The 21,815-nt window shown below is 53.6% G+C and carries 20 protein-coding genes; 8 read left to right on the top strand and 12 right to left on the bottom strand.

Annotation, left to right across the window (positions count from 1 at the left end; genetic code table 11):
• Positions 1–18 precede the first annotated feature (18 nt).
• The 6 genes from menD to pmrD all read left to right on the top strand — a co-directional run bounded on the left by menD (position 19) and on the right by pmrD (position 6,075).
• Complete coding sequence (gene menD, locus AL515_RS16595) at positions 19–1,689, top strand: 2-succinyl-5-enolpyruvyl-6-hydroxy-3-cyclohexene-1-carboxylic-acid synthase (protein WP_048211078.1); 1,671 nt, start codon at positions 19–21, stop codon at positions 1,687–1,689.
• Positions 1,686–2,444, top strand: coding sequence for a 2-succinyl-6-hydroxy-2,4-cyclohexadiene-1-carboxylate synthase (gene menH / locus AL515_RS16590; protein ID WP_061068215.1), 759 nt, complete (start codon positions 1,686–1,688; stop codon positions 2,442–2,444). The genes menD and menH overlap by 4 nt, the downstream gene beginning before the upstream one ends.
• A 14-nt stretch (positions 2,445–2,458) precedes the next feature.
• A complete protein-coding gene (gene menB / locus AL515_RS16585) occupies positions 2,459–3,316 on the top strand; it encodes a 1,4-dihydroxy-2-naphthoyl-CoA synthase (RefSeq protein WP_048211080.1) in 858 nt (285 codons plus the stop codon).
• Positions 3,316–4,278, top strand: a complete 963-nt coding sequence (menC, locus tag AL515_RS16580; protein ID WP_061068214.1) for an o-succinylbenzoate synthase — start codon at positions 3,316–3,318, stop codon at positions 4,276–4,278. Before menB ends, menC begins: the two co-directional genes overlap by 1 nt.
• Before the next feature lie 11 nt (positions 4,279–4,289).
• Positions 4,290–5,705 carry an o-succinylbenzoate--CoA ligase gene (menE, locus tag AL515_RS16575; protein WP_105242211.1) on the top strand — a complete coding sequence of 472 codons (1,416 nt, stop codon included), beginning with the start codon at positions 4,290–4,292 and terminating at the stop codon, positions 5,703–5,705.
• A gap of 106 nt (positions 5,706–5,811) precedes the next feature.
• Complete coding sequence (pmrD, locus tag AL515_RS16570) at positions 5,812–6,075, top strand: signal transduction protein PmrD (protein WP_048211083.1); 264 nt, start codon at positions 5,812–5,814, stop codon at positions 6,073–6,075.
• A 2-nt stretch (positions 6,076–6,077) separates the two neighbouring features.
• Here pmrD and arnF read toward each other — a convergent pair whose 3' ends face one another.
• From arnF to nudI, 8 genes are all read right to left on the bottom strand, one after another.
• A complete protein-coding gene (arnF, locus tag AL515_RS16565) occupies positions 6,078–6,464 on the bottom strand; it encodes a 4-amino-4-deoxy-L-arabinose-phosphoundecaprenol flippase subunit ArnF (protein ID WP_061068212.1) in 387 nt (128 codons plus the stop codon).
• On the bottom strand, positions 6,464–6,799 hold the full coding sequence (gene arnE, locus AL515_RS16560) for a 4-amino-4-deoxy-L-arabinose-phosphoundecaprenol flippase subunit ArnE (protein WP_048211085.1): 336 nt from the start codon (positions 6,797–6,799) through the stop codon (positions 6,464–6,466). The genes arnF and arnE overlap by 1 nt, the downstream gene beginning before the upstream one ends.
• Positions 6,796–8,451 carry a lipid IV(A) 4-amino-4-deoxy-L-arabinosyltransferase gene (gene arnT / locus AL515_RS16555; protein WP_061068211.1) on the bottom strand — a complete coding sequence of 552 codons (1,656 nt, stop codon included), beginning with the start codon at positions 8,449–8,451 and terminating at the stop codon, positions 6,796–6,798. The genes arnE and arnT overlap by 4 nt, the downstream gene beginning before the upstream one ends.
• Positions 8,448–9,350, bottom strand: coding sequence for a 4-deoxy-4-formamido-L-arabinose-phosphoundecaprenol deformylase (gene arnD / locus AL515_RS16550; protein ID WP_061068210.1), 903 nt, complete (start codon positions 9,348–9,350; stop codon positions 8,448–8,450). The genes arnT and arnD overlap by 4 nt, the downstream gene beginning before the upstream one ends.
• A complete protein-coding gene (arnA, locus tag AL515_RS16545; RefSeq protein WP_061068209.1) occupies positions 9,347–11,329 on the bottom strand; it encodes a bifunctional UDP-4-amino-4-deoxy-L-arabinose formyltransferase/UDP-glucuronic acid oxidase ArnA in 1,983 nt (660 codons plus the stop codon). The genes arnD and arnA overlap by 4 nt, the downstream gene beginning before the upstream one ends.
• Positions 11,326–12,309: an undecaprenyl-phosphate 4-deoxy-4-formamido-L-arabinose transferase gene (gene arnC, locus AL515_RS16540; RefSeq protein ID WP_061068208.1), complete on the bottom strand. Its 984-nt coding sequence runs from the start codon at positions 12,307–12,309 to the stop codon at positions 11,326–11,328. Before arnC ends, arnA begins: the two co-directional genes overlap by 4 nt.
• 2 nt (positions 12,310–12,311) lie before the next feature.
• Positions 12,312–13,451, bottom strand: a complete 1,140-nt coding sequence (gene arnB, locus AL515_RS16535) for a UDP-4-amino-4-deoxy-L-arabinose aminotransferase (protein WP_061068207.1) — start codon at positions 13,449–13,451, stop codon at positions 12,312–12,314.
• A gap of 284 nt (positions 13,452–13,735) precedes the next feature.
• Positions 13,736–14,161: a nucleoside triphosphatase NudI gene (gene nudI / locus AL515_RS16530; RefSeq protein ID WP_048211091.1), complete on the bottom strand. Its 426-nt coding sequence runs from the start codon at positions 14,159–14,161 to the stop codon at positions 13,736–13,738.
• A 318-nt stretch (positions 14,162–14,479) separates the two neighbouring features.
• On the opposite strand from nudI, the gene AL515_RS16525 reads away from it, so the two are divergent.
• Positions 14,480–15,022, top strand: a complete 543-nt coding sequence (locus AL515_RS16525) for a YfaZ family protein (RefSeq protein ID WP_048211092.1) — start codon at positions 14,480–14,482, stop codon at positions 15,020–15,022.
• A gap of 79 nt (positions 15,023–15,101) precedes the next feature.
• On the top strand, positions 15,102–16,298 hold the full coding sequence (locus AL515_RS16520) for a nicotinamide mononucleotide deamidase-related protein YfaY (RefSeq protein ID WP_048211093.1): 1,197 nt from the start codon (positions 15,102–15,104) through the stop codon (positions 16,296–16,298).
• Positions 16,299–16,336: 38 nt separating this feature from the next.
• On the opposite strand, the gene AL515_RS16515 is transcribed toward AL515_RS16520, so the two are convergent.
• From AL515_RS16515 to glpA, 4 genes are all read right to left on the bottom strand, one after another.
• Positions 16,337–17,314, bottom strand: a complete 978-nt coding sequence (locus AL515_RS16515) for an Rpn family recombination-promoting nuclease/putative transposase (RefSeq protein ID WP_061068206.1) — start codon at positions 17,312–17,314, stop codon at positions 16,337–16,339.
• 183 nt (positions 17,315–17,497) lie between these two features.
• The gene (gene glpC, locus AL515_RS16510) at positions 17,498–18,688 is read right to left on the bottom strand and encodes an anaerobic glycerol-3-phosphate dehydrogenase subunit GlpC (protein WP_048211095.1); all 1,191 of its coding nucleotides are present in this window, start codon (positions 18,686–18,688) and stop codon (positions 17,498–17,500) included.
• On the bottom strand, positions 18,685–19,944 hold the full coding sequence (glpB, locus tag AL515_RS16505; RefSeq protein WP_061068205.1) for a glycerol-3-phosphate dehydrogenase subunit GlpB: 1,260 nt from the start codon (positions 19,942–19,944) through the stop codon (positions 18,685–18,687). The genes glpC and glpB overlap by 4 nt, the downstream gene beginning before the upstream one ends.
• The gene (glpA, locus tag AL515_RS16500) at positions 19,934–21,562 is read right to left on the bottom strand and encodes an anaerobic glycerol-3-phosphate dehydrogenase subunit A (RefSeq protein ID WP_061068204.1); all 1,629 of its coding nucleotides are present in this window, start codon (positions 21,560–21,562) and stop codon (positions 19,934–19,936) included. Before glpA ends, glpB begins: the two co-directional genes overlap by 11 nt.
• Between the last annotated feature and the right edge of the window lie 253 nt (positions 21,563–21,815).

Below are 21,815 nucleotides of genomic sequence, written 5' to 3'. Positions count from 1 at the left end.
TTGATACCGGACAATCTCATGTCAGTAAGCGCATTTAACCGACGCTGGGCGGCGGTCATTCTGGAAGCTCTCACTCGCCACGGCGTCAGGCATGTCTGTATTGCCCCTGGCTCTCGTTCGACGCCGTTGACTTTAGCGGCAGCGGAAAACCCCGCTTTTATCCACCATACTCATTTTGATGAGCGTGGGCTTGGGCATCTGGCCTTAGGTCTGGCAAAAGTCAGCAGGCAACCTGTTGCCGTGATTGTGACGTCCGGTACAGCGGTGGCGAATTTGTATCCCGCGTTGATTGAAGCGGGCCTGACCGGTGAAAAACTGATTTTACTCACGGCTGACCGACCGCCTGAGCTTATCGATTGTGGCGCTAACCAGGCGATTCGTCAGGCCGGTATGTTTGCCTCGCATCCGTCGCAAACGCTCTCTTTACCGCGTCCGACGCAGGACATTCCCGCAAGCTGGCTGGTGTCTACCATCGATAACGCCTTAGCCGCGCTACATAGCGGGGCGGTGCATATCAATTGCCCATTTGCGGAACCGCTGTATGGTGACATGGATGAAACAGGGGTTGCCTGGCAGCAGCGTCTTGGTGACTGGTGGCAGGATGACAAGCCCTGGCTGCGTGAAGCGCGTCGGCTGGAAAGCGACAAACAGCGTGACTGGTTTTTCTGGCGGCAAAAACGTGGCGTGGTACTTGCCGGGCGCATGAGCGCCGAAGAGGGCAAGAAAGTTGCGCTCTGGGCGCAGACGTTAGGTTGGCCGTTGATTGGCGATGTTCTGTCGCAAACCGGACAACCGTTGCCGTGTGCCGATTTGTGGCTCGGGAATTCGAAAGCGGTGGCAGAGTTACAGCAGGCGCAGATTGTGGTGCAGCTTGGCAGCAGCCTGACCGGAAAACGACTCCTGCAATGGCAGGCCAGCTGCGATCCGCAGGAATACTGGATCGTTGATAATATCGAAGGCCGCCTCGATCCGGCTCACCATCGTGGACGCAGGCTGGTCGCGAAGGTTGGCGACTGGCTGGAGCTGCATCCGGCGGAGAAACGCCAGCCCTGGTGTGTGGAGATCCCGCGGCTGGCGAAACAGGCATGGCAGGCGGTAGAAGCCCGCCGTGATACGTTTGGCGAAGCACAGCTGGCACACCGTATTCACGAGTATCTGCCAGAGCAGGGACAGCTGTTTGTGGGCAACAGCCTGGTGGTGCGCCTGATTGATGCGTTGTCGCAGCTTCCGGCTGGTTACCCGGTCTATAGCAATCGTGGCGCGAGCGGCATTGACGGCCTGCTGTCAACCGCAGCTGGCGTACAGCGCGCCAGCGCAAAATCGACGCTGGCTATCGTCGGCGATTTATCTGCATTGTATGACCTGAATGCGCTGGCGTTATTGCGTCAGGTTTCCGCGCCGTTTGTCCTGATCGTGGTCAATAATAACGGTGGGCAAATTTTTTCCCTGCTGCCGACGCCAGCAAGCGAACGTGAACGGTTCTACCTGATGCCGCAGAACGTCCATTTTGAGCATGCTGCCGCCATGTTTGACCTCAAATATCACCGTCCGGAGAACTGGGCGCAACTGGAGAGCGCGCTGACGAATGCCTGGCGTACTCCGGTGGCAACGGTGATTGAGCTGGTAGTGAATGAAACTGACGGGGCGCAAACCCTGCAGCAATTGCTGGCGCAGGTAAGTCATCTATGATCCTGCACGCGCAGGCGAACACGGGTCAGGTGGATTTCCCCTGGCTGGTTTTCCTGCACGGATTTTCCGGTGATTGCCGGGAATGGCAGGCGGTCGGTGAAGCATTCCCGGAGTTTTCGCGGTTGTATATCGACCTGCCTGGCCACGGCGGTTCTGCTGACATCAGCGTGAGAGGATTCGATGACGTCAGCGATTTGTTGCGTAATACGCTGCTTAGTTACAACATACTTAACTACTGGCTGGTGGGATATTCCCTTGGCGGCAGAGTCGCGATGATGGCGGCCTGTCAGGAGATGCCTGGGCTTTGTGGTCTGGTGGTTGAAGGTGGGCATCCAGGCTTGCAAGGCGAAGAGGCGCGCGTTCAGCGTCGTCTCTCGGATGGCCGCTGGGCTGCGCGTTTTCGCGCAGAGCCGCTGCGCGAGGTGTTTAATGACTGGTATCAACAGCCGGTCTTTTCCTCACTGAATGTCGCGCAAAGAGAGGCGCTGGTCGATATGCGTAGCCAGAATAACGGGCAAACGCTGGCGGCAATGCTGGAGGCCACCTCGCTTGCCGTACAACCTGATTTACGTGCGCAACTCACTACGCGCACATTTCCGTTTTATTATTTATGTGGTGAACGTGACGATAAATTCCGCGCTCTGGCGACGGAAATGTCAGTACCAAACCATGTGATTCGTAATGCCGGACACAACGCGCATCGGGAAAACCCCGCTGGCGTGGTGGACTGTCTGGCTCAGATTCTGCGTCGCTGACTATAGGACATTTTATGATCTATCCTGATGAAACAATGCTTTACGCACCGGTAGAATGGAACGATTGCTCTGAAGGCTACACCGATATTCTCTACGAGAAATCCACCGACGGTATCGCAAAAATCACCATTAATCGTCCGCAGGTACGCAATGCCTTCCGTCCGGTCACCGTGAAAGAGATGATCCAGGCGCTGGCGGATGCCCGCTATGATGACAACATCGGCGTGATTATTCTGACCGGTGCGGGCGATAAAGCGTTCTGTGCAGGCGGCGATCAGAAGGTACGTGGCGACTACGGCGGATACCAGGATGACTCCGGTGTGCATCACCTGAACGTACTGGACTTCCAACGCCAGATTCGTACCTGTCCGAAACCGGTTGTCGCGATGGTGGCAGGGTATTCCATCGGCGGTGGTCATGTGCTGCACATGATGTGTGACCTGACCATTGCGGCTGAAAACGCCATCTTTGGTCAGACCGGGCCGAAAGTCGGTTCCTTCGACGGCGGGTGGGGCGCGTCCTACATGGCGCGCATCGTCGGTCAGAAAAAAGCACGTGAAATCTGGTTCCTGTGCCGTCAGTACGATGCAAAACAAGCGCTGGATATGGGCCTGGTAAACACCGTGGTTCCGCTGGTCGATCTGGAAAAAGAGACCGTGCGCTGGTGTCGTGAAATGCTGCAAAACAGCCCGATGGCGCTGCGCTGCCTGAAAGCTGCGCTGAACGCTGACTGCGATGGTCAGGCGGGTCTGCAGGAGCTGGCGGGTAACGCCACGATGCTGTTCTACATGACGGAAGAAGGTCAGGAAGGCCGTAACGCCTTTAACCAGAAACGTCAGCCTGATTTCAGCAAATTCAAACGGAATCCGTAATGCGTAGCGCGCAGGTATACCGCTGGCAGATCCCCATGGACGCGGGGGTGATTCTGCGCGACAGGCGGTTAAAAACGCGTGACGGGCTGTACGTTTGTCTTCGTGACGGCGAGCGCGAAGGGTGGGGAGAGATCTCCCCCCTGCCGGGCTTCAGTCAGGAAAGCTGGGAAGAGGCGCAAACTGAGCTGCTGGCCTGGGTGAAGGGTTGGCTACAGGGCGATGCTTCCTTACCGCAAATGCCTTCGGTCGCCTTTGGCGCAAGCTGCGCGCTGGCCGAACTGGCAGGCACTCTGCCAGAGGCGGCGGACTACCGTGCTGCGCCGCTGTGTACGGGCGATCCTGATGATCTGGTGCTGCAACTGGCGGACATGCCGGGTGAGAAAGTTGCGAAGGTCAAAGTCGGTCTGTATGAAGCTGTTCGCGACGGTATGGTCGTCAACCTGTTGCTGGAGGCGATCCCGGAACTGCACCTGCGGCTTGATGCCAATCGTGCCTGGACGCCGCTGAAAGCCCAGCAGTTTGCGAAATACGTTAATCCGGAGTATCGCGGGCGCATTGCCTTCCTCGAAGAGCCGTGTAAAACCCGTGATGATTCCCGCGCGTTCTCGCGTGAAACAGGGATTGCCATTGCCTGGGATGAAAGTCTGCGTGAAGCGGATTTCACCTTCGAAGCCGAAGAGGGCGTGAAGGCAGTCGTCATCAAGCCTACGCTGACGGGTAGCCTCGACAAGGTGCGTGAGCAGGTTGCCGCCGCACACGCGATAGGTCTCACCGCCGTGATCAGCTCCTCTATCGAATCGAGCCTGGGCTTAACCCAGCTGGCGCGCATTGCTGCCTGGTTGACGCCACAGACTATCCCTGGTCTGGATACGCTCAGCCTGATGCAGTGCCAGCAGGTACGCGCGTGGCCTGGCAGTACGTTGCCGTGCATTGAGATTGATGCGCTGGAACGATTGCTATGACCCAGCGGGAAATGCCCGATGGCGCAAGCGCATCGGGCCTGGAACGGTTGTCCGATACGCCTGATTTTACTGACTGGCCGTGGCGTCACTGGCGACAGGCTCGTACTGACGCGCCAGCCTTACGCCTCAACGATGAGGTGTTACGCTGGAGCGAACTCTGTACGCGAGTCGATCGTCTGGCAAGCGGCTTTGCGGCTCAAGGGGTGGGAGAGGGCGATGGCATATTGCTCCGCGCCTGGAATCATCCCCGTCCGCTGCTGGCATGGCTGGCACTGTTGCAGTGTGGGGCGCGGGTTTTACCTGTGAACCCACAGTTGCCTCAGTCGCTGCTTGATGCGCTGGTCCCGGAGTTAACGCTGCGTTTTGCGCTGGATCTGGAAGGCGAAAGTCCGCTCCCGGGGTTGGCACCGCTGCGGATGCTGGAACAGTCTGGCGAGCATGCTGCCGTCTGGTTGCCTCAGCGCTTGAGCACAATGACGTTAACTTCCGGCTCAACCGGACTGCCTAAAGCAGCGGTACATACCTGTCAGGCGCATTTGGCGAGTGCGCAGGGGGTGCTGTCACTGATGCCATTTGGCGAAGACGATGACTGGCTGCTCTCGCTACCGTTATTTCACGTTTCCGGTCAGGGGATTATGTGGCGCTGGTTGTTTGCGGGCGCGCGTATGACCGTGCGCGATAAGCAGCCGTTAGAGCAGATGCTGGTGGGTTGTACCCATGCTTCGCTGGTTCCCACGCAGCTTTGGCGACTGTTGGTCAATCACACACCGGTATCGCTAAAGGCCGTGTTGCTGGGCGGTGCCGCGATTCCTGTTGAATTGACTGAACAAGCTCGTGAGCAGGGTATTCGCTGCTGGTGCGGTTACGGGTTAACGGAATTTGCCTCCACGGTGTGTGCGAAAGAGGCCGATGGTAAGGCGGATGTCGGCTCTGCACTACCAGGCAGAGAAGTCAGGATTGTTGATGATGAAGTCTGGCTTCGTGCCGCCAGCATGGCGCAAGGGTACTGGCGCGACGGACAGCTTTATCCACTGGTTAATGCGCAAGGCTGGTTTGCCACCCGCGATCGCGGCGTGTTAAAGGATGGCAAGCTAACCATAGTCGGGCGTATGGACAATCTGTTCTTTAGCGGTGGAGAAGGGATCCAACCGGAAGAGGTGGAGCGCGTTATTGTATCGCATCCCCATGTTCTGCAAGCTTTTATTGTTCCAATAGAAGATGAAGAGTTTGGCCACCGCCCCGTTGCGGTTGTGGAGTACGATACTGAAGCCGGAAGAATTGATCTGGCAGAATGGGTGAAAGATAAGCTGGCACGTTTCCAGCAACCCGTTCGTTGGCTAACCTTACCCGCAGAATTAAAAAGCGGTGGTATTAAGGTTTCTCGCCGGGCGCTGCTGGAGTGGGTCCGTACCCGCGGTAAAGCTTAAGAAAACATTAAATTTATCTCGCATAATTGCCATTCCCTGGCCATTGTCCTTTGGTTTATCTGCTAAAGTGTAACCTGGTGTGAAAATCATTAGCAAAAGGTGCGCTATGGAATGGCATGTGAAGAAGTCTTGCTGTAACCAAAAAGCAGGGAGGCTCTATATTGTACTTTGTGATAGCGGTGGTTCGTTGAAAATGCTGGCTGAAGCGCAAGCCAGCGAGCGTGTAAAAGCAGGCGATCTCCTGTCACCGTTAAAAGATGCCCAGTATTGTATTAACCGTGACGCATCGCGAGTGATTAAAATCATTGATGCCAGACAGTATCTCGCCGAAGAATGGGAGCGTCTGCGACAACTGTCTGACGATAAATGATCTCAGGGCGTGTGTTGGCGGGCAGGTAAGAATATGGTCATTAATCCCGCTATAATACACAGCACACCCACCAGGGCTTTTACTGAAAAGGTTCCTTGCCAGCCCGGTAAAATCATTGATGCGATCCACACCAGCACATAGCTGAGGCTGAGCAAGGCATAGGCTTTGCTCAGCGCGAGCTGATGCAGGGCTTTATGCCAGCACATCACTGACAGTAAATAACCTACCAGCCCGCCATATAAGGCGAATGCGCTGCTGCTGGTTGCAAAAACGGCGGAGATAAACGCCAGCGGTTGCAGCATGGGCGGCAGATTATCCATCGCGTAACCCAGACTTAGCTGAGCAACCGACGTAATAATCACGCTACACAGCCCCCAAAAGATGCCCATTACACCGCGCTCCCAAGAATAAAGATGCCGGTGATGAGTAGCCCAACCCCCAGCCAGTGACGTGTTGTGACAGGTTCACGCCAGATTTTCCATGCCGCCAGCGTGACCCATACAAAGTTCAGGCTTAGCATCGGGTAGGCGATGCCGACGGGAATATTCTGCAATACTGCCAGCCAGAGCAGCATGGCCAGTCCCAGACAGGCCAGCGCCAGACCAATCCACTGCGCGATATAGCGTGTTCGCGCGTGGGCGGGTACCGGGCGGGTGGCCTGCTTCTGGCACAATTGCCCACAGACGCTGAGCAGGCTGGCAAAGACTAAGGTTAGCCAGATCATTTAGGCCTGTACTGAATCAAGACCAGGCGCCCCTGATTGTCGATATAGTCAGCGGGAGGAATGGCAAGCTGATTAATATCCTCATCCTTCGAAATTGACAGCACAAGCGTAATGATCCCTTCCTGACGATGTTGCGCCAACCAGCCGGCAAAGTCATCCCAGCTGACGAAGCGTCCCTGGGCATCCGGATAATTAAGGCCGTATTTTAACTCACCTGTTTGCCCGTACATGTTGATGTCATCGCGTTTCAGGCTCCAGGCCAGGCCAGCGGCAACGCCAACACTGTCGGTGAAAATATAACGGCTCGACTCCAGCGACTCTTTGGTCATCTCGACAAAAAACTGTGGCTGTTTGGATTCCATTACCCGGTCAGGTACTGAGAAGCCGAACAATAGCGCCAGTCCCAGCGGGCAGAGCGCTGCTAATTTCCAGTTTTTTTCACTGTTGTTAAGCGTATACCAGCCAAATAGCGTCCAGGTGATAAAGATACCCCATGAGCAAAACACTTTATACGTTTCGATATGCGACCAGACCGGTGTCTTCAACGGTCCGAGCGTGGATACGATAAATGTGGCGACAATACCAATAACACCGAACAGAATGTTGATCCAACCGTTGACGCGCAGGGCTGCAGAACCTTTTTCAGCAGCCTGCAAGCCAAACCGCGCGGTAAGGATTGCCAGCGGTGCGAAGCAGGAAAGAATATAGGTTGGCAACTTCCCTTTGGCGATACTGAAAAACAGGATCGGCATAATAATCCAGCTCAGCAGGTATAAGGCGCTACGTGGTACATCCCGTTCACGCCAGCCGGTACGCAATGCGCCCGGTAGTAGCCCGAGCCAGGGTAAGGCACCCGCCACGAAAACCGGTATGTAGTACCAGAATGGCGCTTTATGCTGGGCATCATCCTGCGCAAAACGCTGAATATGCTCAATCCAGAAAAAGTAGTGCCAGAAGTCGGGTTCGCGTTGCGCAATCGCCAGCCCCCACGGCAGGACAATGGCAATACAGCTGATAATCGACAGCAGGCCGTAAATAAAGATCTCTTTCCAGCGCTTTTGCACGAAAACCCATGGCAACACGCTGAGGACAGGGACAGCGAGCGCGAGAAAGCCTTTGGTCATCACGCCCATGCCGCAAGTAAATCCTAACAGCAAAAAGGCGACAATTTTACGTGTTCTGGTGGTGGCTTGCATTCCCTCCCAAAAACAGCACATACCTGCCATCAGCCACAGCGCGATAATGGGATCAAGTACCGCATAGGTTCCGATACTGTAAACAGAGAAAAACGTTAGAAAGATGACGGCAGAGAGTAGGGCCGTACGTTTATCACGCCATAGCCGCATTGCCAGCCAGGCGACCAGGAGTGCAGTCAGTAGGGTTGCAAAAATAGCCCCCGCTCTGACGCCAAAGTTGTTTGCGCCAAATAACCATTGCCCGATACTGTTTAACCAGTATCCCGCGATAGGTTTTTCAAAATAGCGTAGTCCTAAAAAATGTGGGACGATCCAGTCGCCAGACGTCAGCATTTCCCGGCTGATTTCAGCATAGCGCGTTTCGTCGGGCTGCCAGAGCAGGCGGCTATTGATGGGTAAAATAAAATACAGTGCAATAAATGCGACAAATGCCAGGGCGTAACGTGCGGATTTCATGGTGTCACACTCGCGGGTTGCTGGCAGCCGAGCCATCCCTCTCTGCCGGGTATTTTGCCACGAACGATCTGGCCCGTTGGCAGTGTACTGATATCGTCTGGTAACAGTTCGCCCAGTGGACAAAACGTAATCCCGGCGTCGGCGGCACGAATGAGCAGATCGTCAAATTGCTGCTGAAAAGCAATGCCTTCCACCTCTGCGTGAATCGTGTAGACCGGGGTGCCTTTGTCCCTCTGAATGCGGGAGAGAATATAGTCGTTGAAGTCCGCTGCCTGCACCTCCTGACCAACTACTTCATCCCATGTCGGTAGCGTGACCGGAATTTGTGGTGTCCCTATTTCTCCCGTTTCAAGTACAGGACGGAATAACGATGTCCCCCTGCAATCGCTGTTATAGCGCAGATGGAATGTTTCTTTCGCCTCTACGACCCGCGAGTCGGCACGCCAGCCAGCGACGGCAGAGCAGGTAACGGGTTGGCCGATGATTGTTTCGAGTGCATTAATACCCCGCGAAATATCATCAATCAGCTGTTTATCGTTCCAGTTGCCACTTCGTGATTGCCAGGCATGATGATCCCAGGCGTGTAAGCCTGTTTCGTGATACCGGGCAGCTTGCGAAATGATGGCCGCATTAGCCAGGCCAATTTCTTTTCCAGGCCAGGCGGTGCCGGCCAGTAAAATGTCCCACCCGTAGAGTGAGGCTGCGTTTGAGCGCAGCATCTTCCACAAAAATTGCGGCTTCACCAGACGCCAGAGATGGCGTCCCATGTTGTCGGGCCCGACGCTAAAAAAGAAACTAGCCCGAACGTTATGCCGGTTCAATGTCTCCAGCAGGCGGGGCACGCCTTCGCGTGTCCCCCTGAATGTATCGACATCTATGCGCAAGCCCACTTTGGTCATGATGTGTGTTCCGTGATGTCCACACTGCGTAAGAAGAAGTCCAGCGTCTCTTCAACCGTTTCTTGCATATCGATTGTTGGTTCCCAGTTCAGGCAACGTTTGGCGTTACGAATACTGGGTTTGCGGTGCTCAACGTCCTGGTAGCCTTTACCATAGTAGCTGCTACTCTCAACGTCGCGGAAACCAGCAAACGGCGGAAAGTGTTGGCGCAACGGATGCTTTTCGAAGCAGGAAAGGAGTATTTCAGCCAGTTCCTGAATACTTGCTTCGTTATCCGGGTTACCGATATTGATGATCTCGCCATCACAGCGCCCGCCGTCGTTTTCAATGATACGGAACAGGGCTTCGATACCGTCACGAATGTCGGTAAAGCAACGCTTCTGCTTGCCGCCTTCAATCAGCTTGATGGGGGAGCCTTCCACCAGATTCAGGATCAGTTGGGTAATGGCGCGTGAGCTGCCGATACGTGCGGCGTTCAGGCTGTCCAGACGCGGTCCCATCCAGTTAAATGGACGGAATAAGGTGAAACGTAGCCCTTCTTTTTCACCGTATGCCCAAATAACGCGATCCAGCAGTTGTTTAGAGACCGAGTAGATCCAGCGCGGTTTATTAACCGGGCCGACGATCAGGTTGGAGCTGTCTTCATCGAAGTCTTTATCGGTACACATACCGTAGACTTCAGATGTTGACGGGAAAATGATGCGTTTGCGGTACTTGACACAGTAACGAATAATTTTCAGGTTTTCTTCAAAATCGAGTTCGAAGACGCGCAGCGGGTTGCGGGTATATTCAATCGGTGTGGCAATGGCGACCAGTGGCAGCACGACGTCGCATTTTTTCACATGATATTCAATCCATTCGGAGTGAATGCTGATATCACCTTCCACAAAATGGAATCGTGGGTGTTGCAGAAAACGCTCAATCGCATCGCTGCCAATATCAAGCCCGTAGATTTCGTAGTTATCTTCGCGTAGCAGGCGTTCGGTCAGGTGGTTGCCAATAAAACCGTTAACGCCAAGGATCAAAACGCGGGTACGACGTTTGCTGGCGGAAACGGGCTGGCTGTTGAGGCGAGAACCGGCAACCAGACCCAAAACTTGTGCCAGCTGTGAGCCCTGCATGGTAATGCCATCACCCGCTTGCCCGGTAATGATTTCGAGTGCGCCATCGGCACAGGCAATCAGCAATGGCGATACGGAGATAACCGTTCCCGGCAGCGCTGCAGATGTATTTGCACTCTGGCGCGATGACCAGATGGTGAATTTTTGCGTACCGGCATAGCTAAATGCACCCGGCCATGGATCGGACACGGCGCGAACCATGTTATGCAGTTGTGCGCAGGGTTTGTTCCAGTCAAGGAAACTGTCTTCCGGCGTGCGGCGACCAAAACAGGTGGCGTCGGCTTCCTGTTGTGGATACTCCTGAAAATCACCGGCTTTGATGGCTGGCAGCGCCTGTGCCAGTACCTCGCGGGCAGACTGGCATAATTTATGATGCAGGGTTAACGCTACGTCATCGGGGGAAATGGTAATGCGTTGTTGGGCGACGATGGCACCGGCATCTGCGCGCTTGACCATGCGGTGCAGCGTCACGCCTGTTTCGGTTTCGCCATTGACTAATACCCAGTTCAGCGGTGCACGGCCACGATATTTGGGCAGTAATGAGCCGTGCAGATTAAAGGCCCCCGCAGGTGCAAGACGCAGGATCTCATCGCTGAGTAAATGGCGATAGTAGAATGAGAAGATCACATCGGGGGCGAGCTGGGCGATCCGCTCGATCCACAGCGGATGATTGACCTCGTCCGGAGCGTACACCGGAATACCTGCGCTGGCAGCGAGGCGGGAAACTGAGCCAAAAAACGCTTTTTCACCTGGGTTATCGGCGTGCGTAAAAATAGCAGCGATGTCATAACCCGCATCCAACAGGGCCTGAACTCCCTGACATCCCATATCGTGATAGGCAAATACGACGGCTTTCATGCGCGGTTTTCCTCAGTTGACTGCGTGGTTTGTGGACGGATAACGTGTTGAACAAAATAGCGAGGGCGTGCGCGGACATCGTTATAGATGCGACCGATATATTCGCCGAGTAATCCCATGCCAATGAATTGCGCGCCGATAAAGGTAAACAGCACGGCAAACAGCATAAACACACCTTCTGCCGCCCACTGCGGGCCGAGCGTCAGGCGAAGAACAACAAGCAGAACCGACAGGGTAAAGCCTGTGGCGGCAATGATGCTGCCCAGCAGGCTCAACATACGCAATGGCGTGGTGGTCAGGCAGGTTACCAGGTCATACATCAGGTTTATCAGACGCATGAAACTGTACTTAGAGTCGCCAAATTCACGTTCGGCATGGTGTACCGGGATTTCCGTGGCGCGGCGGGCAAAGATGTTAGCCAGGATCGGAATAAAGGTGCTACGCTCCTGGCAATGCAACATGGCATCGACGATGTGACGGCGATAGGCGCGCAGCATGCAGCCATAATCGCCCATGGCTTTACCAGTCGTGCGCTGAATCAGATGGTTGATCATCCGTGAGGCGGTCTTACGAAAGCGGCTGTCCTGGCGGTTCTGACGCACCGTTCCGACGACATCGAAGCCTTCTTTTGCCGTGGCAACCAGCCGCGGGATCTCCTCTGGCGGGTTTTGTAAATCAGCATCCAACGTGATGATCAGGTCGCCCGTGACGTGGCTGAAACCGGCCATAATCGCCGAGTGTTGCCCATAGTTTCGATTCAACAGAATAGAGACAATATGGCTGTTCGGTGCCTGGGAGGCGTCCATCATCAGTTGAGCCGAATTGTCACTGCTACCGTCGTCAATGAGCAGGATTTCATATTCAGTATCCAGTTTTTCGCAGGCGGCGTTGGTGCGCCTGATTAATTCTGGCAGGCTTTCCTGTTCGTTAAAAACGGGAATGACCACCGAGACTTTACTAATCGGTGTGGCTTCAAACATGCTTATTGTCCTGCAATCTGGCGAAGTGCCGTAATGACGCGTTGTGTGTCATCGTCGGTCATGTCGGGAAATAGCGGCAGTGAACATATGCGTGCGCTATTCCATTCGGTATTAGGCAAAGAAAGATCGGTGAAACGTTCGCGATAATATTTCTGCGTGTGGGCCGCGCGAAAATGCAGGCCTGTGCCAATATTTCTGGCCTTTAGTGCTTCCATCAGAGCATCTCTGCTCAGCCCGCAGCGGGCTTCATCCACGCGAATGATGAACAAATGCCAGGCGTGCACATGTGACCACTGAGGCAGGGTGAGCGGTTGAAACGGCGTATCGGCCAGCGCCTGTTGATACTGCTGCGCAATTTGCGCACGGCGTGCGTTCAGACGAGCCAGCTTGTTCAACTGTACCAGGGCGATGGCAGCATTGATATCAGTCAGGTTGTACTTATATCCCGGCGCGAGAACTTCAGCTTGCGGCGCGCGGCCATAGGTTTGACGGTCATACGCATCTACACCCAGGCCGTGAAATTTCAGGCTGCGAAGCCGTTGAGCGAGCTGGCTGTCGTCAGTAACAATCAGTCCACCCTCAGCACAGGTCACATTCTTGATAGCGTGAAAGGAAAAGATTGCGGTACCACGAGCACCGACATGACGACCCTTGTATAACGTTCCGACGGCGTGTGCTGCGTCTTCAATGACAGGGATTCCATAGCGTTCACCGATGGCGTAAATGGCATCAAGATCGGCTGGGGCCCCGGCATAATGCACGGGAATAATAGCTTTGGTTCGTGGTGTGATAGCGGCTTCAATTTGTTCGGGAGTCACCATCAGCGTATCGCGGTCAACATCGATCATAACGGGTGTGGCGCCCAGCAGGACAATCATGTTGAGTGTAGATACCCACGTCATCGACGGGGTGATCACTTCATCGCCTTCACCCACACCCAGCGCCATTAGCGTAATGTGCATACCTGCCGTCGCGGAACAGACGGCAACGGCGTTTTGGTTTCCTGTGAGCTGGCAGAAAGCGTCTTCCAACTGCTGATTTTTAGGACCCGTGGTTATCCACCCTGAATCCAGAACCGCCTTAACTGCGGCAAGTTCTTCATCACCCATTGCCGGACGGGAGAAAGGCAAAAAGTCAGACATCATTATTCCTTCAAGCCATTTAACGCCACCGCAGTTTTATTTTTAGTGATAAACAGGGGCATCGTTAATTATTTCATCAGGCCACAAAGGTTAAAGACTGAAGGTTAATTTATCCTTAAGAGTTTAAGGTTTGGGGTATAAAGATAAAAACAGGGAGGGGTGATTTATTTATTTGAATATAAAGTATTTTTAGTCGTTATGGCGGCATTGGTCTCTGTTGCTGAATGCTGAGAACAATACCGCTATTGTGAACATCGTTTATATTACGTTTAAACTCGTGGGATTTACAGTAACCCTTTCAAGGTCAACGTTTTACGCGTGGCGATATTTAAGTCGTAGGTGCCAAGATCTTCCGCTTTAACCCAGGCGAAGTCCTGGAACTCTTCGTTAATGTTCACTTCACGATTAGCCGCCACACAATCGAAGATGAGATAAATCATATAAATCTCTTCCTGACTGCCATCGGCATAGGTTTTGGTCCGAATATCATCGCTGAAGGTCCACGGAGTAATTTCTGATAATACCAGTTGTTCACCCAACTCTTCCCTCACTTCCCGACGCAAAGCCTCTTCGATGCGCTCACCTGGCTCAACGCCGCCGCCAGACAGCGCCCACTGACCAGGGAAAACACCGCGATCGTCGGCCATTTTGCACAGTAAAAAACAGCCTTCATTTTGAATGAGTGGGCAAACAATCGTTCTTTGACGCATAAGTCTGTTCCTTGTAGGGGAGGGGCGGAGGAGTCCATTGTTAACACATCTTACCTTTTGCAGGCGACAGAAAAAACGCTTCATTGCCGTTTAAGCCAGCTTTGCCGGGGAAGATGACGTTGTCTGTTGAAAACGGCAATCAGGTGCCTTTTATCGTCTATTTCGGGTAAGAACTTAACCTTACTGAAACATTGCGGGTAGTATTTAGTTACAATATGTCATTGCATCGCTTTTTTAGCTCATTGATTCCTCGCCATCTGGCAGTACAATCCAGCGGTTTTGGGGCTATGTTTTGATTCTTGCTGGAAAGGATAGAAAATGAAAAAAAGTTTATTACTGGGTTTTGCCGGAATGCTGTTTGTTTCTGCGTCGGCGAATGCGATTAGCATTAGCGGTCAGGCAGGCGAAGATTACACCAACCTCGGTTTCGGTATGGGTACTGAGTCCACTGGACTGGCTGTTAGCGGCAACTGGATGCATAACGATGACGACGGTGATGTTGCAGGGCTTGGCCTTGGTCTGAATATCCCTCTGGGTCCGTTGCTGGCAACAGTCGGTGGGAAAGGTATCTATACCAACCCGAAAGACGGTGATGAAGGCTACGCGGCAGCTGTCGGTGGTGGTTTACAGTGGCCGATTGGCGACAGTTTCCGTCTGTTTGGTGAATACTACTACTCCCCGGATTCACTCTCCAGCGGGATCGACAGCTACGAAGAAGCAAATGCCGGTGCGCGCCTGACGATTATGCGTCCGCTGAGTATTGAAGCAGGTTACCGTTACCTGAATCTGGCGGGTAAAGATGGCAACCGCGATAACGCGATTGCTGACGGCCCATACATCGGGGTAAACGCCAGTTTCTAATCGACCAGGCGCGGCGTTCAGTCGCGCCTTCCCCCCTCCATGCGTTATAGTGTTTTCATCATAAAAGCAGGAGAACACGATGTTAAACGTGGAGATGCTATCCACCGGGGATGAAGTGTTGCACGGACAAATCGTCGACACTAATGCCGCCTGGCTGGCCGATTTTTTCTTTAATCAGGGATTACCGTTAACACGCCGCAATACAGTTGGCGACAATCTGAACGATTTGGTCGCTATTCTGCGTGAGCGTAGCGAACATGCTGATGTGCTGATCGTCAATGGCGGCTTAGGGCCGACCAGCGATGATTTGAGCGCACTGGCGGCGGCAACCGCAAAAGGTGAAGGGCTGGTGCTGCATGAAGCGTGGCTGGCCGAAATGGCGCGTTTTTTCCGTGAGCGGGGACGCGTCATGGCGCCGAGCAATCGCAAACAGGCTGAGCTTCCGGCCAGTGCGGAGTTTATTAATAATCCGGTCGGAACTGCCTGCGGGTTCGCCGTAAAGCTTAATCGCTGCCTGATGTTCTTTACGCCGGGTGTGCCGTCAGAATTTAAAGTCATGGTTGAACATGAGATCCTGCCGCGCCTGCGAGAGCGTTTCTCTCTCTCTCAACCCCCGCTATGCCTGCGCTTAACGACCTTTGGTCGTTCTGAAAGCGATCTGGCGCAGAGCCTGGATCCTTTGGTTTTACCGCCCGGGGTGACAATGGGCTATCGCTCGTCGATGCCGATTATCGAGCTGAAGTTAACCGGACCCGATTCCCAACGTGAAGCGATGCTGGCGCTATGGCCAGAGGTGAAACGCGTTGCTGGCCAGAATATGATTTTTGAAGGTACCGAAGGGTTACCTGCGCAAATTGCCCGTAAGCTCCAGGAGCGCCAGTACAGTCTGACGCTGAGCGAGCAATTTACCGGAGGCTTAATTGCCCTGCAGCTGTCTCGCGCCAGTGCCCCGTTGTTAGCGAGCGAGGTAGTGCCATCTCAGGAAGAAACGCTGGCGCAAACGGCGCACTGGATAACCGAGCGACGCGGCAATCATTATGCCGAACTGGCGCTGGCGGTATCGGGTTTCGAAAACGAACATATTAACTTCGCACTGGCAACACCTGACGGCACGCATGCCTTGCGGGTGCGACTCAATGCAAATCGCTATAGTTTGGCTGTTCGTCAGGAGGTTTGCGCAATGATGGCGCTTAATATGCTGCGGCGTTGGCTAAATGGTCAGGATATCGCCGGGGAACACGGCTGGATCGATGTGGTGGAATTCCTGACGGTTTGATTAGTGGCAGGGAAGGTTACAAACCTTCCCTGTCTGACTCACGCTGTGACATCGTCTGGCAACAACCCGGTAATTAACTGAACCAAATCACGATCAATTCCTTGTTCCAGCATCATGCGAGCGATCCGTATTGCTTCTTCTTGCGTACCTTTTTGTACTCCTTGTTCCAATCCTTTTTGTACTCCTTGTTCCAATCCTTGTTGTAACCCTTGTTCCAATCCTTGTTGTAACCCTTGTTGCAGCCCATCGTGGTGGCCTTCTTGTCTGAGTCTCTCTGCGATTGTCATCAGCCTCTCCTTGTTATGAGGGGAACGTTCGGCAACTTTATGGATAAATTCGTTGACGTGAGAAACGTCGCCGTACTGTAGCAGATAATTAAATAGCGTCTGTAGCTGGCTGTCATTAGCGGTGCTTGTAACTAATAACGAGACCAGTCGGTCCACTAATCCCATCAAATCGCGATCGCGGATATGTTTTTGCATCAATTCAAGCAGCGCAACACGCCGATGTTGCGCGATTTCATCGTCAGGAATCACGGTAATGTCGACCAGCGGAAAAGCTTCTGAATAAAGTTGTCGCGCCAGTTGTGGGTTGTCAAATTCATCCAGCCAGTTGAGTGACCAGGGATAGGGACTTTGTTGACCGTGATAAAACAACATGGGGATCACCAGCGGCAGCGTTTTATTCCCGGCATCAAGATGATGCTGCATCGCAGCGGTGGCATAGCGCATCAGGCGGAATGCCATGTGCTGCACAGCTGTACTCTGATGTTCGATGACACAATAGATATAGCCATCACCTTCGTGGGTCTTTAGCGACCACAATATATCGGAGTAGTACGCGCGGAGATCCTGTTCGATAAAACTGGTGGACTCCAGCTTCAGCGTTTGCAAATTGCAAATCTCACGTAATGTGACGGGGAGGTGAATCTCCAGAAAATCCCGGGCCATCTCAGGATAAGAAATGATCTTTTTAAAAACCGCATCATGCGGTGTGGATGTGGTGGGTTTAGCCATGGTAGTCCGTCACCAGAAAGAGAAGATGGCGTGACGGTATCTACTTTTCGCAAGCGCTGCATATGAGAAATTGATTCTTTGCGTGGGTGAATCAGAGATAAATACGCCCGACTGTAACGTATTCAAATAAGCGGAACTGGATGCACAAAAATGCCCGGTAGCAAACACCATCGGGCAACTGAGTTACCCCAACGCTTTGGCAAGCAGGGTGATAGGATGTTCGCAACGCTTACTTGTCGACATCTCAATCTGCCATTTACACGTTTCGCAGTCGGTCACGACGATATCCGCGCCGCTTTCTTCAATCTGGCGGAATAGCGGTGCGCCAATTGACTGTGACGTCGGGTAGTTTTCCTTTTTGAATCCGTAAGTTCCGGCGATCCCGCAGCACTGTGAATCCAGCACTGTCAGTTCAAGTCCAGGAATTTGTCGCAGCAGTTCCAGCGTATAGAGTGTCCAGCCCATTTTCTCCATATGACATGGTGTGTGATAGACCACTTTTAGCGGCAACGTTTTCAGCGGCAACGTTTTCCCTTCGTCCAGCTTGCGCCACAGCCAGCGTGTAGCCAGTTCAATATGTTCGCGTAGCCCTGAGTTGTCGACATCCAGCACTTCAGGGTATTCATCGCGTAGTGCAAAGGTACAGGTTGAAGAGGTGGCAATAACCGGGATGCCTTTTCCGTCAATCGCTTCTCGCAGTGAAGCCACATTACTTACCGCCTGCTTACGTGCTTTATCGGTGAAACCGTTGGCGATCAGTGGTACGCCACAGCATTTCTCTTTACTCAGCAGTTGTACGCCAGTACCCATCGCGTTCAGCACTTTTATCAGATCTTTACCGAGTTGCGGATGGTTGTAGTTCACAAAGCAACCGTGGAAAAATGCAACTTGATCCTGATACTGCGCCTGCTGTGCGGCTATGCTGCGATACCAGCGGCGGAAGGTACCGAAGGAGTACTTCGGCAGCGTACGGCGATGATCGATTTTTAGTGCATAATCAAGAAGCTGGCGCACCGGTTTCAGTGAAGTCGCGGTGTTCACGATGGGTGCGAACGGCGTAGAAACACTGCCCATCAAATCGGTATGGCTTAAGACAAAGTTACGTATCGACGGACGTGTCGTGTCGTATTTGGCACGCGCGCGTTGAATGATATCGCCAATTTTGACATCCGAAGGGCAGGCCACTTCACAGCGTTTGCAGTTGATGCAATATTTCAGCGCATCGTCATATAACGCACCATCTTTCAAACGCAGACGTTCACCGTCAGGGCCGGCTTGTTTAGGGCCAGGGTAACCAGGGTTGACACGGCTTACCGGGCAGGCAGTGGTGCACACTGTGCATTTGATACAACTTTCAAAACGTGTGTCGCTCATTGCTGGCCTCCTGCACGTTTCGCAATATGATGTGCGGCGTGTAAAGCGCTCACTGCGCACACTCCGCCTCCGCAACCCTGGGCGATAGGGTCAAAACCGCCAAGTACCGATCCGATGGCAAACATATTCTCTACTGTTTTTCCTGCAAGCGATGGACGCAGTTCAGCATCGGTGGTTACGCCAAACTGTTGCCACGGTTGCGGATCAAAGACGTCACGCTGATACCACTGCGCACGTGTGGCGGTTTGGTGCACATCCAGACCGAGAATCGGCTCATGAACGGCTTCGCGCGTGGCGACCAGTCCGCTGCTAAAGAAACTACCGCTGGCGAGTACGGCGAAGCGTGGGCGCAATGGAATATCGGCATGGTTGCGGGTCCAGATTTCGCTGACAACGCCATCCTGACAGGTGATTTTTTTCACTTCATCACCGGGCATCCACACTCCACCCTGGCGTACAAACTGGCGCTGCAATTTGTTATGCAGGCGCATGCCCAGCACTGACGGCGGTAAAGTTGGTAATAACATCAGTGAGCAGGGCAGGCGGTCATTGAGCCACTTCCATAGCCGATCGTCAGCCAGGCCGAAACAGGCTGGCATAATTATCATGTCGCAGGTTTTCGCGATTGGTAACAGGGCGTCATAGAGCAGCGACCATTTATCTTCGTTATCTAACAGACGTGCAATGTTGACGGCGCGAAATTCGGTTGGGTTATCACGCAGGACATCCAGTTCTGGCAAATCGATTTCAGCCGTTTCGACGCTGAGGTTACGCTGGCGCAGTGAGGCCGCGGCAAGGTGCGCCTGGAAATCCAGTAAGCCGCTAATTCCCACCACACAGACACGTTGTGCTGATAACGGCCAGACCGGCACTTCCGCTGAACTAAGCCAGGTTGAACGCAGGGTTCCCAACGGTGTTACACGTTGATGAGCCTGATGAACCTTACCGTGCAAATGCGTTCCGCACTCTTCCAGCAGATTCTGCGCCTGCTGCGCCAGCGCCAGTACGGTCTGCGTGCCGATGGTGCTATAAGGATGACCAGGTGCCTGAGTGCGCAGCGCATTCAGCCCCGCTTCAATGTCGGTTACCGGTTGACCATCGGGCAGGTTGCTGAGCAAATCCAGTGAGCCGGAGGAAAAGTGCAGCGCGCTTTGGCCGCGGGTAACAATCGTACAGCGCAACCCGCTTTTTTGCAGTTGTAGGCCACACATCAGCCCGGCGAGACCGCCGCCGATAATGACGGTATCAAATTTCATCCTGGTGCTCCTTTTCCAGACCGCACAATCCCTGATAGACCCAACGCGTGAATTCGCTTTCGCGCAGCGCATCTCCCCACGCGATAGGCTGCACGCCTTTCCAGCGTTCGTTGAGGAATTCAGAAAGCTGGGTGATAGATTGTGCGGCGGTGGTGACATTAAAACGTTGTAGCAAACCTGCAGCGCGGCAGGCACACAATTCGCCCTGACACGTCCCCATCCCGACGCGGGTGCGACGACGTAAATCGAGCAAACTGTTGACGGTTAAATTTTCAACGGCATATTGCACTTCACCTGCGGTGACGGCTTCACATTCACAGACCAGGCTGCGGTGCTGACGGCCTTCGCTAAGCCACGCCGGGGTGCGGTCGCCATGGCGGTAGACCGCAGAGCCGCGCAGTGGCGCTGGCAAAGAGATAACGCGTTTAAGCGTGTGTTCGGTCGACTCCTGTGAGCCTGGCAGAGCTGTCTCTGCGGTTGTACAAGGGCGAGAATTGCCCAGTTTGCGGCATACTGCGTCGGTGGCCCATTCCGCCATCAGGCGGTAGGTCATCAGTTTGCCACCGGTAATGGTGATAAATCCGTCCAGTCCGTCGCGCGTTGCGTGATCGAATAACACAATACCGCGGCTGACGTTACGACCGGTCGGATCGTCGTCGCTGGCCACCAGCGGACGCACACCGGAGTAAGCACGCAGGATGCGAGTTTTCGCCATAATTGGCGCCAGCTTCTCACCTTCACGCAGCAGAATATCCACCTCTTCTGCGGTGACGCGGTTGCTGTCGATATCGTCGTAATCAATGTGTTGTGAGGTTGTACCGATCAGCGAAATGGTATCGCCAGGCACCAGAATATCGGCATCAGATGGCTTACGGCAGCGGTTGATAACATGCTGATTTATGCGATGATCCATGATCAACAGAGAACCTTTCGCCGGGAACATACGGATGCTCAGATCGGCATATTCCGCAATGCGCTGACCCCAGATCCCGGCGGCATTCACGACCACCGGCGCATGCAGAGATTGCATCTCGCCCGTCAGATGGTTGCGTACGTTTACCCCGCACACCGTCGCACCTTCACGAATCAGCCCCGTCACTTCATGGGCCGTTAAGATAACCGCGCCATGCTCTCGTGCATCCAGCATGTTGGCGGCGGTTAAGCGGAAAGGATCAACGGTACCGTCTGGTACTTTCACTGCGCCAATCAGTTGGGGGGTTACCGAAGGTTCGATAATACGCGCCTGTTGTGGATCAATCGCTTCTGCGCGGATGCCCGCGTCTTCACAGGCACGAATAAAGGTTGCCTGGAAAGAGAGTTCATCTTCCGGCAGCGTAATAAACAGACCGTCCGTCGGCTCAACACAATGGCGGGCGATACGTTTCAGAATTTGGTTTTCGCTAATGCATTCGCGGGCAGATTCAGCGTCAGTAACGGCGTAACGTGCTCCGCTGTGCAGCAGACCGTGGTTACGGCCCGTCGCGCCTGTCGCGATATCGTGGCGTTCTACTAAGATGACGCGCAATCCGCGCAGGGCACAGTCGCGTGCGATCCCTGCACCTGTTGCTCCTCCACCAATGATAATCACGTCACTTGTTTGCGAGTCGCGAGTTTTCATTGTTTTTCCTCACAGTTCGTTTTTTATCATTTAGCCACATAAAAAACATGGATTGTTTGATTTCGCGCATAATCGCTCATAATTCGAAAATGAAACGTGATTCCGTGCGCTTTTATGAACATTTGTCATAAATGTGTAACAATCTGTGCTGTAATTCACATTATTGCCCGGAATGTTTCCTTAACATCGCGGCCACACTGGGAGCGGTAGGGTTGTTACGGCAATCTGCAGTGTTTCCTTCGAATGAAAGACG

Source organism: Citrobacter sp. FDAARGOS_156 (genome assembly GCF_001559235.2).
GTDB lineage: Bacteria > Pseudomonadota > Gammaproteobacteria > Enterobacterales > Enterobacteriaceae > Citrobacter > Citrobacter youngae.
The sequence above is the reverse complement of the archived record's forward strand: the minus strand, read 5'-3'. Positions and strand labels throughout refer to the sequence as shown.